Here is a 14,374-nt window from a genome sequence, read left to right as displayed (position 1 = left end):
TGCTTAAAACGCTATTAAGGGCTTCATTAAAAGCTTCGAACCTGGGAGAGGTTCGAAGCTTTTTTGATTCTAGGCCTGCTGAACTTGCCGCTTTTTCTGCCGGGCTTCTAGCGCGTGAATGGCATCGACCTTCAATGGGAGCTGGTTGGCCCAGAGAATATCTTCTCGACAATGGCCAATATCCAACAGTACGTGGTCATCGTAGGCTAGTAGCGGCAGTATATGGCGGCGGAAAAGCCAACGCCGCCGGTAACGCCACCAGGCCATATCAAGCGCACGAATTAGCCGCATCGACGGCATGGCAGGCATGTAAAAATGCAGTGCTGGTGGCTTGGGTGGCGGCGCCAATTGGCGAGCTTTTTCCCAGGCGTTATGGGCATGTTGGGCTGGGCATTCACACTTCATCGCGCACCTCCTTTTATTCACAACGGCTGTACAGTAAGCGGCGCCTGGGCGCTAACTGGGCAGCTGTGATCAGTGATTAATAAGTGGGAGGGTCGCGACCTCTGGTTATCAGCTTGGTACTTTGCCTTGGATCAATCAAACGAAAAGATCTACACTGAGTGTTAAGTTTTTCTGAAAGGTGGGCGGAATGAATCAACTATCGACCATGGCTCCCAGCCGGGTTGCCTTACCGCTACTGGATAGCGAGGTGCTGCGCACCTTTGTGACAATTGCGGAGAGCGGCAGCTTCACCCGCGCCGCCCAGCAGCTGTTTCGTACCCCTTCCGCGCTAAGCATGCAGATCAAACGCCTGGAAGAGATCCTCGGCCAGACGCTGTTTGTCCGCGAGGCGCGGCACGTACGCCTGACTGCTGAGGGGGAAGTGCTGCTGGGTTATGGGCGGCGGCTACTGAAACTCAATGCAGAAGCCGTGACCCAGTTTTTAGCCCCTACCATAGAGGGGCGTGTAGGGCTGGGGATAACGGACGACGTGGTAGGGCGTATTTTACCCACGGTACTCGCCCAGTTTGCTCGCTCGCACCCGGCGGTGCAGGTTGATGTCGAGGTGGGACGCAGCAAAGACCTGCTCGCCAGGTTGGACGAGGGCGAGCTTGATCTTGCCTTGGTGATGGCTGGAGGGCCTGGTCAGGCGACGCGGGGAGAGATCGTCCACAGCGAACCGCTAGTGTGGGCGGGCCGTGAGGATGGCGTTGCCGTGCAGCGAACGCCACTGCCTGTGACCCTGGCCCAGCAGGGGTGTGCGTGGCGCAGAATTACCCTTAATGCCCTTGATCAAGCGGGGATTGCTTACCGAATCGCTTACTCCTGCGACCACTGTGCCGGGCAGGAAGCGGCCATGCAGGCCGATTTGGCCGTGACGGCTTTCCCTAAAAGCTTGATCCGCCCGCCGCTCAAACGACTAAGTAATGATTCACTACCGCCGCTGGGTGACTACCAGGTATCTCTCGTCAAGCGAGTGGGTAGTGGCGACGCCAGTGAGGTGCTGGCTGAGCGGGTGGTGGAGGCGTTTCGTGAGGGGTGAAGGTAACGCTCTAGGTTAACCCTCCATTAAGGTACGAAGCGGGAGTTGTTCTTTATTGATAGGGGTCTTGATAACGATATAGCTGAAGTACTTTTCAATGCCGATTTCGTCCTCGATGAGTGCCTCCATCACTCGTTGGTAATGGGCAATGCTGCGCGCTATAAAGCGCAGTAAATAGTCATAACCGCCGCTGATAAGGTGGCACTCCATGACTTCATCGACCTGACGAATTTTTTGTTCAAAGCGTAGAAAGTCTTCTCGATGGTGATCTGACAGGGTGACCTCCGTAAAGACGGTAACGCTTTCCATCATTTTCGATAGATTGAGTCGGGCTTGAAACGAAGTGATATAACCAGCGGCTTCCAATCGTTTGACTCGCTGTAGGCAGGGACTAGGCGATAGACCGACAGCATCGGCCAAATGAACGTTAGTCATTCTGCCATCTGCTTGAAGCTGAACGAGAATATTGATGTCGATACGATCAAGGCGAACGCTAGCCACCATGCAAAGTCCTTTATTTGTTAGAGGGCGGTAAAAGACGCCCCGTTGATTTAGTTTGCTACCTTTGTCTAAAGCAATTCGCCGCGTAGAGCAAGTTGATGCTGATAAATAAAATCGCTGAGTGAGATACACGACTGCTTATGGGGCTGGTCGGCTTTGGCATTGCGAGTGATGCGGCAATGCCCCCCACGGCTATTAACTGATGCGGGGCCAGCCGTTAAGAGCAATACGTGTTTATCCGCCTCCATCTCTCGAAGCTTGGAGCGAGCGGCCACAAAGCTACCGGTGGTTTGTCGCTCAATGGCTGAAAGCCCAATACGCTGGTTAAAAGCCAAGAACTCCTGCTCATTTAGGGAAGTGACTACTCTGAGCTGATAGAACTTGCGCAGATAGTGAATAGCGCCAGGCGCATCTTCATAAAGTGAGCCAAAACCTAACGAACTGGCGAATTCAATCCCTTCTTGCCAATCCGCCTCTAGTCCCCAGCGGTTGGCCAGTGCGCGGTAGACAGTGCAGTGCGCCGAAACGGCGCCCATCTGCTCATCCGTTAGTTCATGCAGCGCATGCACATAGTCTGCTAATACCTGCTCCTTTGGTGGCGGGTCGGGCATCATCGCTAACAGTGGCGATAGGCCCCGCACAATGTCTCTATCGCGATCAATCAGAACGCCATGGGCATCCATGCATAGCGTCGTATAGTCGGTCAGTTGCATGACGTCCTGTTCTCCTGGCTATTGCGATTAACTAGTGCGTGGCGCTGGATAATGCTTTGTCTAGGATCTCCAGTGCTTCGTCGGTTTGTTGGTCGCTTGTATTCAGCGGTGCCAAGAAGCGAATGACATTGCGGTAAACACCGCACTTAATCACCAGCAAACCCGCTCCACGGCAGTTATCGATGACCTGTTGCACCAGTGCGGCATCCTCCGGTGTGGCCTGCGGGCCTTTGAGAAGCTCAATGGCAAGCATCGGGCCTTGCCCGCGTACCTCGGCAATCACTGAATGCTTTGTTTGCAGGCGACGCAGTCCTGTTTCCAGACGTTTCCCCATGGCTATACCACGTTCAAGCAGTTGCTCATCGGCAAAAATATCCAGCACCGCCAGTGCCGCCGCGCAGCTCAGCGCACTGCCTCCATAGGTGCCCCCAAGCCCACCAGGTGAGGGAGATTGCATAATCTCGGTATGTCCAACGACTCCTGAGATTGGCAAGCCTCCTCCCAGGCTTTTAGCGACAGTGACTAAGTCGGGCAGAATATTGCTGTGTTCAAAGCCAAACATCCTGCCCGTACGTCCAAAGCCGGTCTGAATTTCATCGGCGATGAGTACAATGCCGTGGCGTTCAGTCAATGCGCGAAGTGCCTGCATAAACTCGACCGGCGCAGGCAGGAAGCCGCCATCACCCTGTACCGGCTCGATCAGGATAGCGGCGACCTGGTCGGGAACGACTTCAGTGGCGAACAGCGTATCCAACTCGGCAAGCACATCCTCACTACTCACGCCTCGCAATGCATCCGGGTAGCTGATGTGGTGTATCGCGGGGGCAAAAGGGCCAAAATTTTGTCGATAGGGTTGGCTCATGCCGGTAAGGGTAGTGCCCAGTAGCGTGCGTCCATGAAAGCCACCGCGAAAGGCAATCACGTTGGGGCGCCCGGTGTAGGAGCGGGCAATTTTGATGGCGTTCTCCACCGCTTCAGCGCCGGAGGTAAAGAGCACGCTTTGGTAGGCGTTGTCACCGCCGACCAACTGGGCCAGTTGGCTAGCCAGTTCTATATAGCCAGGGTAGGCAGCCACCTGGAAACTCATGTGGGAAATACGTTCCACCTGGGCCTGAATCGCCGCCACCACCCGTGGGTGATTGTGGCCGACATTGAGTACGCCGATACCCCCCACGAAATCCAAATAGCGATTGCCGTCGACGTCAAAGACTTCGCTGCCGCGGGCATGGGAAATTACGATAGGATGGGCATTCACCACGCCGCGGGGAATGCACTGCTCGCGCTGGCTTAACAGGGAGTGGGAAGTGTTGGCGTCATTATTCATCTGCGGGCTCCTTAAACGTAGTCACGATTGTCATGTTGTGGTGTGCTGACGTTTTGAGCTTACCGCTGTTAGCAAGCTAGATACGCTTGGCTTGGCGTTGGTAACCGCGTAATCATTCGTATTTGCTAGCTTGTGCAGCATGATTCACTGTCATGGCGAGGGCAGTGTAATCTGCGTCTAAAGCGCGGATTTAGGCGCAGCGCTTTTCTTCATAACCGCCAAAACGGTATCCGCTGCCTCTCAGACCACCGTAGGATGAAGTTTTAGCTTAAGGACACGATGCGATGGCACTGCTATATAAATCTGACCCGGTGCGGGGGGCTCGGTGGAAAGCGCTTTTTGCCCAACATGCACCTGATATTGAGTTCCGCCAATGGCCCGATATTGGCGACCCTAAGGAGATTCGCTATTTGTTAGCGTGGCAGCCTCCGGAAAATATCATGGATTCCCTACCATCCCTTGAAGTGCTATTTGCCACTTCCGCGGGGGTCGATCAGTTTGATTTTGATGCACTGCCTCCAGAGCTGCCGGTCGTGCGTATGCTCGACCCTGCCATTGAGAGCGGAATGATTGAGTACGCCACCTTCGCAACACTGTGGCTGCACCGCCGCATGGGCGACTATGTACGCCAACAGCGCGAGGGGCAGTGGCAGGCGCATATGTTAGTGCCTGCGGCTCAGCGGCGTATCGGAGTCCTGGGTTTAGGCCAATTGGGCAGTACGATTGCCTCGCATTTCGCAGGCTATGGTTTCGCTGTTAGTGGCTGGGCTCGCTCATCGCGACAGGTGCAAGATGTTGCCTGTTATCATGGTGAGGCCGAGCTGGATGAGTTTCTCTCTTCGAGTGATATCCTTATTTGTGTGCTGCCGCTGACCGATGCCACCCGGGGGATTCTCAACAGCGACCTTTTTGCGCGCCTGCCTGAAGGTGCGGCCTTGATCAATATTGGCCGTGGCGAGCACTTGGTTGACCACGACCTGACTCAAGCGCTCGACGATGGGCATTTGAGTGCGGCGGTATTGGATGTGTTGAGTGAAGAGCCGCCCGCCGACGATCACCCTTTCTGGCAAGACGAACGCATTTTGCTGACTCCCCACGTGGCCGCGATGACGCAGCCGGATAGCGCTTTTCCAGTACTGCTGGACAATCTGCGTCGTCATCAACGCGGGGAGCCAATGATTGGCCGTGTTGATCCTCAGCGTGGTTACTAAGGGAGAAGAGAAAACAGCGTGAAGCGCTCGCCATAGCGCGGGCACTTCACGCACGTTATCAGGGCTAGTTCAGCCCGCCCATATGGAACGCTTTCTCTTCCAGATACTCATCAAGCCCCTGGCGAGCGCCTTCACGCCCCAGTCCAGACTGCTTCATGCCACCAAACGGGGCGACTTCCATTGAAATGGAGCCGGTGTTGAGGCCCACCATCCCGAACTCCAGGGCTTCGCCGACCCGCCAGGCCCGGCGTACGCTCTCGGTAAAGAAGTAGGCAGCTAGCCCGTACGGCGTTGCATTGGCAATGCGTAGGGCGTCTTCTTCGTGCTCAAACTGCATAATGGGCGCCACGGGGCCAAACGTTTCTTCCTGTGTGATTAGCATGGCTTCGGTGACATTTTTAATCAGTACCGGCGCCACAAAGCGATCCTGGCCACTGGGAACCTCACCAAGCACCAGTTCAGCGCCATGGGATAAGGCGTCGTCGATATGGCGGGCGACTTTGCTTACCGCTTGGTCGTTGATAAGTGGGCCGATAGTGGTGCCTTCCTCCATCCCATTGCCGCTGCGCAACGCTTCGATTTCAGTCGCGAGTCGGGCGACAAAACGGTCATGAATACCGGATTGAACCAGAATGCGGTTAGCGCAGACGCAGGTCTGGCCCGCGTTGCGGAATTTGCTCGCCATGGCCCCGGCCACGGCGAGTTCCAGGTCGGCATCGTCAAAAATGATCAGTGGCGCGTTGCCGCCCAGCTCCAGGCTGAGACGCTTAATATCGTCAGCGCTTTGACGCATTAGCAGGCTACCCACCCGGGTAGAGCCGGTGAAGGAAAGCTTGCGTACGGTGGGGTTGGAGGTCAGCTCTCCGCCAATCCCTTCGGGCAAACCGGTGACAATATTGATGACACCTGGGGGGAAGCCTGCCTGATCAGCGAGTACCGCCAAGGCGAGCGCCGACAGCGGGGTGAGTTCCGACGGTTTGATAACGATCGGGCAACCGGCTGCTAATGCTGGCGCGCACTTGCGGGTAATCATCGCTATGGGGAAGTTCCAGGGGGTAATCGCACCGCACACGCCCACCGGCTGCTTAAGTATCACAATGCGACGATCCGCACTGGGTGAGGGGATGGTCTCGCCATAGGCGCGGCGTGCTTCTTCCGCAAACCACTTTATAAAACTTGCGCCGTACTGAACCTCTCCTCGTGATTCGGCCAGCGGCTTCCCCTGTTCAAGGGTCATCAATACCGCCAGGTCGTCGCTGTTTGCCAGTATCAAAGCATGCCAGCGCTCCAGCAGCGCGGCGCGCTCTGCCGCAGGGCGGGCACGCCACGCTGGCCAAGCCGCTTCGGCGGATTCGATCGCGCGCCGGGTTTCGCTGGCGCCCATGCTGGGCACCCTGGCTAGCGCTTCGCCGGTGGCGGGGTTAGTGACGGTTAGCGTGGCAGCGCTATCGGCATCACACCATTGCGCGTTGATAAAGGCCTGCTCGCGTAGCAGTTCACTGTTCTTAAGAGCTACAGACGACATTGTTTTTCCTTGTCCTAAAGAGGGTGGTTTTTTAATCGGCTGGCGCCGTTCAACGCCAGCCACTTAGGCTGGCGCGGTTGAGGGCTGTGTATGCGTTGACCATTGGCAAGCCTCCAACCAGCCGGGTTTTAGCTCAGGCACCGAGCCGATCAGCTTGCGCGTGTAATCATGCTGCGGCTGATTGAGAACCGTGCTGCAGGGGCCGAATTCCACGCACTCCCCCTGGTAAAGCACCATGACGTCGTCACACAGTGAACGTACCGTCGATATATCGTGGCTGATAAATAAGTAGGCAACGCCAAGCTCACGGCGCAGTTCGGCCAACAGTTCAAGAATGGCCGCACCGACGACGGTATCTAACGCTGACGTCACTTCATCGCAAAGAATCAGGTCAGGCTCCGCTGCGAGCGCCCGGGCGAGATTGACGCGCTGCTTCTGACCACCAGAAAGCTCGCTAGGCTTGCGGTCGAGCAAAGTGCGCGGCAATTTGACGAGATCCATTAACTCTTCAACCCGACGCTTGCGTGCCTCGCGGCTCATCTGGAAGTAGGTTTCAAGCGGCCGATTGAGCAGCCGCCTGACCGAATGGGCCGGATTGAGCGCGTTATCCGCACTCTGAAAGACGATCTGGATACGACGAAACTGATCCGCTGTGCGCCCTCTCAGCGTCGGCGATAGCTCCCGGCTGTTAAATTGCACTTCTCCCCGCGAGGGGGCTACCAAACCCGCCACTGCACGGGCGAGCGTTGATTTCCCTGAACCGGACTCCCCAATGACGCCTAACGCCTGGCCGCGATCAATCCGCAGCTGGATGTGATCGAGCACGATATTCTCTGGCTCGCCTCTTCGGTTGCAGTGCCCATAGCCCACTTGCAAGTCATCAATACGCAACAGCTCATCACCCGTGGAAGAGGAAACGGGTGAAGATGAGCGGATCTCTGGTCGGGCAGCCGCCAGTAAGCTACGTGTGTAGGCATGGTTCGGCTGCTCCAGAATTTGCGCAATGGGCCCTTGCTCCTGCTCTTCACCGGCTTGAAGCACCAGGACGTGATCGGCAATCTGGGCGACGACAGCGAGGTCGTGAGAGACGTAAAGCGCCGTGGTTCCACGCTCACGCATAACCCGCTTAAAGGCACGCAGCACATCGACCTGAGTGGTCACATCCAGTGCGGTGGTAGGCTCATCAAGAATCACCAGCGCGGGATCGGTAATCAAGGCCATCGCGGCCATCAACCGCTGTAGCTGGCCCCCTGAGACCTGGTGGGGGTACCGGTTGCCGATATGCTCAGGGTCGGGTAATGCCAGTTCGCCAAATAGTTGAATGGCTTTCTGCTGCGCTTGCTGTCGATCCAGAAAACCGTGAATGAGCGCGCCTTCGATGACTTGATCCATGAGCCGGCGCGAAGGGTTGAACGCTGCAGCAGCGCTTTGCGCAATATACGTCACCCGGTGGCCGCGCAGTGCGCGGGTGTCCACCGCTGAAAGCGATAGTATGTCGGTCTCTCCTAGCTGCACACTACCGCCGGCGATACGACAGCCGCGCCGGGCATAACCCATCATTGCCAGCGCAATGGTGGTCTTGCCGGAACCGGATTCACCGATTAGTGCCATCACTTCGCCTGGCTTGAGCGCGAAATTGATCTGGCTGACGATAGTGCGCTCATCCTCACCAGGTGGTGTCGCACGGATATCAAGATCGCGTACGGTCAGCGATTCACCTTGCATAGCGTCACTCCTTCTGGTTGTCGCGGCTGTTCGACAGACTGTCGATCAATAGATTGGCACCGACGGTTAATGAACCAATGGCCAGCGCCGGGGCAATTACTGCCAACGCTCCCTGGCTAAGACCGCCGATGTTTTCACGCACCAGGGAGCCCAGGTCGGCGACGGGGGGCTGTACACCGAGTCCCAAAAAACTCATGCCACTGAGCAGCAGTACGATGAATACAAAACGCATACCCATATCGGTGAGCACGGGTTGGATCATGTTAGGAAAAATTTCTACGGCGGCTATGTACAGCCGTCCTTCTCCCCGGGTACGAGCGACCTGCACGTACTCCAGGGTGGCGAGATTTTTGGCCAAGCTATGGGCAATGCGGAAAGAGCCCGGCGCATAGCTGAGCACTGCCGCCAGGATAAGCAGAGGAATAGAGGTGCCAAAGGCTGACACCATTACCAGGGCCATCATTTTGCTGGGAATCGAAATGAGTGTGTCGAATATCCGGCGGATACTCTCTTCAAGCCAGTGCGGCAGTAACACTGTTAGCATGCCAAAGCCCGCCCCAACCAGAGTTGACAGTAACGCGGCTACCAGCGCCAGCCCCACGGTATAGCGAGCCCCCGTCAATATACGGCTGAGCATATCGCGGCCCATGTAGTCGGTGCCGAGCAGATGGGCAGCACTTGCCCCGCCATATATCTGATCAGATACAAAGGCCCCCATTGGGTAGGGTGCAAACAGTGGCCCGAACATGGCCACTAATAGCCAGAAGCTAAATAAGCCAAGACCGATCCAGCGGGTGAGTTGCAGCCGGGAACGGTTGCGTTGTTTGGGTGAGGTGATCGGCAGGCGACTGCCCGCCATGGCATGTTGATGTGTGTTGCCCTTGGCGGATGGAATTGCCTTGGTGTTATTCATCGGTTTCGCAGCCTCGGGTTAGAGAGGATCGCGCACAGGTCGGCCAGCATGACCAGCAGCAGATAAGCACCGCAAAAAATCATGGCGCAGGCCTGTACCAGGGCGAGATCTCGATTGGAAACCGCATCGACCATCAAGCTGGCGATGCCCGGATAATTAAAGATGGTTTCGACAATAATGACGCCACCGAGCAGGTAAGAGAGGCTAAGTGCCACTGCATTGGCAATCGGTCCGACGGCGTTAGGCAGCGCATGGCGCAGCACTCGACGCATGGGCGGAACGCCTTTGAGCCGCGCCATCTCAACGTAAGCGCTGTCGAGCTGGTCGATTAAAGCGGCCCGGGTCATACGCGCCATTTGAGCGATTAATACGCTACACAGGGTGAGCACCGGCATCGCGTAAACTTTCATGAACGCGCCCAGGCTATCGACGGTGGAGACATAGGAGAGCGCCGGTAGCCAGCCGAGTTGCACGGCGAAAATCAGTACCGCCAGCGTCGCCACCAGAAACTCGGGCACCGCGACCATCGACAAAGTGATCAGGTTCAAGGCGCGGTCTAGAGCGCCGCCCCGACGCATGGCGGCAGCGATACCCATAATGAGCGCCAGAGGAACCGAGATAACGGTTGTAATGCCGGCTAGCAGCAGCGAGTTGGGGAGCCGGTCATTGACCAGCTGTATGACATCTACGCCGTTGCTGGCAGAGCGCCCAAGGTCGCCGGTGGCAAAACCACTTAGCCATTGCCAGTAGCGCAGCAAGGGAGGTTGGTCGAGACCTAGCTGGGCGCGCAGCGCCTCCACCTGCTCCGGCGTGGCAAACTGGCCCAGCACCTGCTGAGCGGTATCGCCTGGCAGTAACGACGTAATCGCAAAAATTACCAGCGATACCAGCAGCAGGGTAATAAGACTGGAGGCTAAGCGACCTAGCACCAGTCCAAAGAGAGAGTCACGCATCTTTCTTCTCCGGCTCAAGGGCCATTGTTATCATCACCAGGGCAGCGTTAGGCGCGCCGGTGATGATATCCATGGCCTGCGATAACAGTAGGGAGAGCAGGAATTAGCCTTTCCACCAGATATGTTCGGCGAACATATAGCCCATGAAACTACCCAGGGGAACGGTTCGATCCATCCCGCCAATGCGCTCATCGTAGCCTTCGACGCTGCTGATGAAGACGGGGATGCCGATACCGCCCTCTTCATGGATCATGGTCTGCATATCGGCGTACATCTGTTTGCGGGTAGCCATGTCGGGTTCACCCCGTGAGGCAATCACTAGTTGATCGAACTGCTCGTTGTGCCAACCGGCTTCGTTCCAGGCAGCGCTTGAGAGAAAGAACTGCGAGAGCAAAATATTCGCCGTAGGGCGCGGGTTGATATTGCCGAACCCAAGCGGGTGCTTCATCCAGTGGTTAGACCAGTAGCCGTCGGAGGGAACGCGGTTGATATTAAGGTTTAGCCCTGCCTGAGCCGCGGACTGCTGCAGAAGCACGGCCATATCTTCCGACGAGGAAGCCGCTGGAGACGCCACGAGCGGGACGGTCGCGCCTGACAGCCCGGCCTTGGCAAGCAAGGAGGCGGCACGCTCTGGATCGTACTCGCGCTGGGGTAGCCCATCGAAGTAGTAGGGAGAGCTGGAGATAATCGGCTGATCGTTGGCAACCTCACCATAGCCACGCAGGGCGACGCGCTTGATCTGCTCTCGGTCGAAGAGATACTTCATCGCCTCGCGGAACTCTGGGCGGCTGGTGGGCTGTTGGTCAAAACGCATTACCAGGTCGGTGTAGTTGCCTGCATTCGTTGCTTTCACCTGGTAGCTGTCACTGGTTTTCAAGCGCTCTGCGGAGTTGCCGCTCACTTCATTAATCATATGCACATCGCCGGAGAGCAGCGCATTGACCCGCGAAGATTCGTCGCTAATCCCCACCATCTCGATGGCATCCAGGTAGGGATAGCCATCGCGCCAGTAGTTCTCGTTACGAACGCCTAGCGAACGCACGCCGGGAGTGAACTCTTGGCACTTAAAGGCGCCGGTACCCAGCCCTTTCGAGAAGTCGGTAGTGCCGTCGGCCACAATCACCAGATGTGAGACAGCCAGGATAGAGGGCAACTCAATATTGGGGGAGGAGAGGTTGAATTCGACGTGCTGATCATCCAGAGCCCTGATACTTTCGATTTGATCGACCATGGAGGCGACCTTTGAGCCGGTGGCGGGGTCTTTATGACGCATGATCGAAAAGATCACATCCTGAGGGGTTAGCGGCTTACCGTCATGGAAGGTAACGCCGCGTCGCAGGGTAAATATCCAGCGGCTGCCGTTATCCATGTTTTCAAATGACTCGGCCAGGCAGGGTTGAGGCGTCAGGCTTTCATCGAACTGTGTCAGACCGTTATAGAACATGTAAGCGCGGGCATAGTCTATGGTCGTCGCCCCCAACGCTGGATCCAGGGTATCTTTCGTGGATGCAGAGTGCGCCGCGACCCGAATACGGCCGCCATACTGAGGCGCCGCGTTGTCGCTATCCGCCGCCCAGGCCGAAGAAAAACCGGGAAATGCACCGGCCGTGGCTGCAAATACGCCCGCCGCGCCAAGGACTTTCATGGCTTCGCGTCGAGACAGCCCACGCTGCATGGCGTTGTAAACCTGCATGCTTTGTTCGGGTGAAACAAACAGGTCGTCGGAGTTTTTTTCGCGTGTCATAAGCCTTCTCCTTACTGCGATTAAGTGTTTTTGTGAGTCTGGCAGCGTTTGTTCAGCTCTTTTTGTAGTCGTCTTTTCTGTTACTGAATTAGATAGTCTGGGTAGTAATGGTCGGGCTGTGGCTATGGCTTAATGCAATCGATCCTGTAGTCGGTACCAGCTACCTACCAGCGGTAAAAACCACGGTTTGCCGAAATGGCCGGGTATGGCTGGCCATTTAGTGTCCTGCCAGGGATGGCTTTGGCGATTGCCCAGGATGACGTCGGCGAGGATATGCCCCATATGCACCGACATCTGTACCCCATGGCCGCTATAGCCCATGGCGTAATACATCCCGTTGTGTTGGCCAGCATGGGGCAGCCGGTCTTGGCTCATATCCACCAGCCCGCCCCAGCAGTATTCGAGTTGCACCCCTTTAAGCAAGGGAAAGGCCTCTTCCAGGCCGCGGCGGAGTATCTCGCCGCTTTTGGCATCTGATTGGCTGCCGGACATGGCAAAACGAGCCCGCCCGCCAAACAGCAGCCGGTTATCGGCGGTAAGGCGGAAGTAGTGTCCGACGATGCGACTGGTGACATAAGAGCGCCGCTGGGGAAGCAACTGGGCACACTGTGCAGCTGAAAGAGGCTCGGTAACGACGATAAAACTACCCACCGGCACCAGGCGGCGGCGAAACCAGCTCAGTGGGCCTGTTTGCGATGCGCCGGTGGCCAGTAGTACGTTTTCGGCGCGAATATCGCCACTGGGTGTGCCTAATCGATACGCTGATTTCTCACGGGTCAATCGGGTCATCGGCGTATGCTCAAAAATGTGCGCGCCATGACTGGCCGCCGCTTCGGCTAAGCCGATACCAAAGCGCCCCATATGCATTTGGCCACCGTTATGCTGTAGCAATCCGCCATAATAGAGCGGCGAATCGACCTCCTCTTTCACAGCGGTTGCGGAGAGCATCTCCACGTCGCTATCCACATCACGGCGAATGGCGTCGCAGGTGCGCGCTAGCTTGTCGTAGTGTTCCGGCTTAGCCGCCAGTTTTAGCTTGCCGTGGCGCAGGTAGTCGCAGTTGATGGTCTCTTCGGCAATCACCTGTTCGACGCTGGAGACCGCCTCGGCGTAGGTGGTGTAGTGGGCAATCGCCCGCTCGCGGCCAAGTTGTTCGACCAGGTTGGCGTAGTCTTGGGCCACGCCGGTGTTGCACTGGCCGCCGTTGCGCCCTGAAGCTTCACCAATGAGTTGGCCCGCCTCCAGTAGCGCTACACGGGCACCGCCTCGGGCTAGCGTGCGGGCAGCGGATAGCCCGGTAAAACCACCGCCAACCACCGCAACATCGTAGTGCTCTTGAGTGAATGCCTGCTGGCCCCCGCTAAAGGAGGGAGCCGTGGACAGCCAATAGGAGTTAAGTTGCATGGGCGACTCCTGCACGGTTCGCGTAATAAACGGCTTAAAGGCCGACGAGTGCTGGCAAGTCGCGGATATCGTTAATTTTGGTGGCTCCATAGCCGTCGCAATAGGGTTCGTGATTGCGTGCCACGAAGGCTTTATTCTTAATACCCATCAGATGGGCTGAAATAAGGTCGTAACGGAAACTTGATGAAACGTGCAGAAGCTCTTCAGGGTGGCAGTCCAAGCTGTCGATCATGGCCTCGAAGGCGGCTAAACGGGGCTTGTAGACTTTAAACGTATCGGCAGTGAAAACCTTGTGAAAGGGCACCTCAAGCTTTTGCACGTTAGCCATGATTTGGCTGTCATCGGCGTTGGAGTAAATCACCAGGGGGATTTTGTCGGCAATTTTCGCCAGTCCCTCAATCACGTCCGGATGTGGGCCCCAGGTGGGTACGGCCTGGTAATACAGCATGCCTTCGTTGTCACGGTATTCGATGCCCCAACGTTTGCAGGTGCGTTCAAGCGCCGCGCAGAGAATCTCAGCGTAGGGCTTCCACTCGCCGAGCACTTCGTCATAACGGTAGGCACCAAAGTCTTGTACGAAGCGTTCCATGCGTTCTGCATCAGGGATACGATCGGCAAAAATTTCGCGCGTCATGCGCCCCATCTGGAAGTTGGTGAGTGTGCCGTAACAATCAAAGGTGATGTACTTAGGGCGCATAATCTCGCTCATGTTGTTTGATCCTCTTTTGTCATCATCGTGGTGGTGGGAGAGTGCTTAGCGCAGCCACTCATTTCATTACAGCATTCTCGAGCAGGCGCCAGACGCTGAAAGTGCGCGCCTGACTAACACAAACGCGCTTTTTTTTTGGCCCATGCAGCACACAATGCGGCGGCCC

At 56.7% G+C, this 14,374-nt stretch carries 13 protein-coding genes; 2 read left to right on the top strand and 11 right to left on the bottom strand.

The genetic code is table 11. The features are described 5' to 3' along the window. Positions 1-69: 69 nt before the first annotated feature. Positions 70-405, bottom strand: a complete 336-nt coding sequence (locus tag HALTITAN_RS01060; protein WP_039857399.1) for a hypothetical protein — start codon at positions 403-405, stop codon at positions 70-72. A gap of 187 nt (positions 406-592) precedes the next feature. Here HALTITAN_RS01060 and HALTITAN_RS01055 point away from each other — a divergent pair, with 187 nt between their 5' ends. After that, positions 593-1,486, top strand: a complete 894-nt coding sequence (locus HALTITAN_RS01055; RefSeq protein ID WP_039857398.1) for a LysR substrate-binding domain-containing protein — start codon at positions 593-595, stop codon at positions 1,484-1,486. A gap of 15 nt (positions 1,487-1,501) precedes the next feature. On the opposite strand, the gene HALTITAN_RS01050 is transcribed toward HALTITAN_RS01055, so the two are convergent. From HALTITAN_RS01050 to HALTITAN_RS01040, 3 genes are all read right to left on the bottom strand, one after another. Further along, positions 1,502-1,990, bottom strand: a complete 489-nt coding sequence (locus HALTITAN_RS01050) for an Lrp/AsnC family transcriptional regulator (RefSeq protein WP_039857397.1) — start codon at positions 1,988-1,990, stop codon at positions 1,502-1,504. Between the two features lie 65 nt (positions 1,991-2,055). Beyond that, positions 2,056-2,700 (bottom strand): hypothetical protein, encoded by a 645-nt coding sequence (locus HALTITAN_RS24400; protein WP_051051773.1) that lies wholly within the window; start codon positions 2,698-2,700, stop codon positions 2,056-2,058. Positions 2,701-2,731: 31 nt separating this feature from the next. Further along, complete coding sequence (locus HALTITAN_RS01040) at positions 2,732-4,024, bottom strand: aspartate aminotransferase family protein (protein ID WP_009285984.1); 1,293 nt, start codon at positions 4,022-4,024, stop codon at positions 2,732-2,734. Between the two features lie 284 nt (positions 4,025-4,308). On the opposite strand from HALTITAN_RS01040, the gene HALTITAN_RS01035 reads away from it, so the two are divergent. Next, positions 4,309-5,235, top strand: coding sequence for a 2-hydroxyacid dehydrogenase (locus tag HALTITAN_RS01035; RefSeq protein WP_009285983.1), 927 nt, complete (start codon positions 4,309-4,311; stop codon positions 5,233-5,235). A gap of 64 nt (positions 5,236-5,299) precedes the next feature. Here the strand turns inward: HALTITAN_RS01035 and HALTITAN_RS01030 are convergent, their stop codons facing one another. From HALTITAN_RS01030 to HALTITAN_RS01000, 7 genes are all read right to left on the bottom strand, one after another. Continuing rightward, positions 5,300-6,760 (bottom strand): NAD-dependent succinate-semialdehyde dehydrogenase, encoded by a 1,461-nt coding sequence (locus HALTITAN_RS01030; RefSeq protein ID WP_039857395.1) that lies wholly within the window; start codon positions 6,758-6,760, stop codon positions 5,300-5,302. Positions 6,761-6,823: 63 nt separating this feature from the next. Next, positions 6,824-8,485, bottom strand: coding sequence for an ABC transporter ATP-binding protein (locus HALTITAN_RS01025; RefSeq protein ID WP_039857394.1), 1,662 nt, complete (start codon positions 8,483-8,485; stop codon positions 6,824-6,826). 4 nt (positions 8,486-8,489) lie between these two features. Continuing rightward, positions 8,490-9,398: an ABC transporter permease gene (locus HALTITAN_RS01020; RefSeq protein ID WP_009285981.1), complete on the bottom strand. Its 909-nt coding sequence runs from the start codon at positions 9,396-9,398 to the stop codon at positions 8,490-8,492. After that, positions 9,395-10,351, bottom strand: a complete 957-nt coding sequence (locus tag HALTITAN_RS01015) for an ABC transporter permease (RefSeq protein ID WP_039857393.1) — start codon at positions 10,349-10,351, stop codon at positions 9,395-9,397. Before HALTITAN_RS01015 ends, HALTITAN_RS01020 begins: the two co-directional genes overlap by 4 nt. Before the next feature lie 103 nt (positions 10,352-10,454). Then, complete coding sequence (locus tag HALTITAN_RS01010) at positions 10,455-12,095, bottom strand: ABC transporter substrate-binding protein (protein WP_009285979.1); 1,641 nt, start codon at positions 12,093-12,095, stop codon at positions 10,455-10,457. Between the two features lie 129 nt (positions 12,096-12,224). Next, positions 12,225-13,499 carry an NAD(P)/FAD-dependent oxidoreductase gene (locus HALTITAN_RS01005; protein ID WP_039857392.1) on the bottom strand — a complete coding sequence of 425 codons (1,275 nt, stop codon included), beginning with the start codon at positions 13,497-13,499 and terminating at the stop codon, positions 12,225-12,227. 34 nt (positions 13,500-13,533) lie between these two features. Then, complete coding sequence (locus tag HALTITAN_RS01000; RefSeq protein WP_039857391.1) at positions 13,534-14,208, bottom strand: haloacid dehalogenase type II; 675 nt, start codon at positions 14,206-14,208, stop codon at positions 13,534-13,536. Positions 14,209-14,374: the final 166 nt, after the last annotated feature.

The sequence above is a fragment of the Vreelandella titanicae BH1 genome, assembly GCF_000336575.1.
In the GTDB taxonomy this organism is placed as follows: domain Bacteria; phylum Pseudomonadota; class Gammaproteobacteria; order Pseudomonadales; family Halomonadaceae; genus Vreelandella; species Vreelandella titanicae.
The sequence above is the reverse complement of the archived record's forward strand: the minus strand, read 5'-3'. Positions and strand labels throughout refer to the sequence as shown.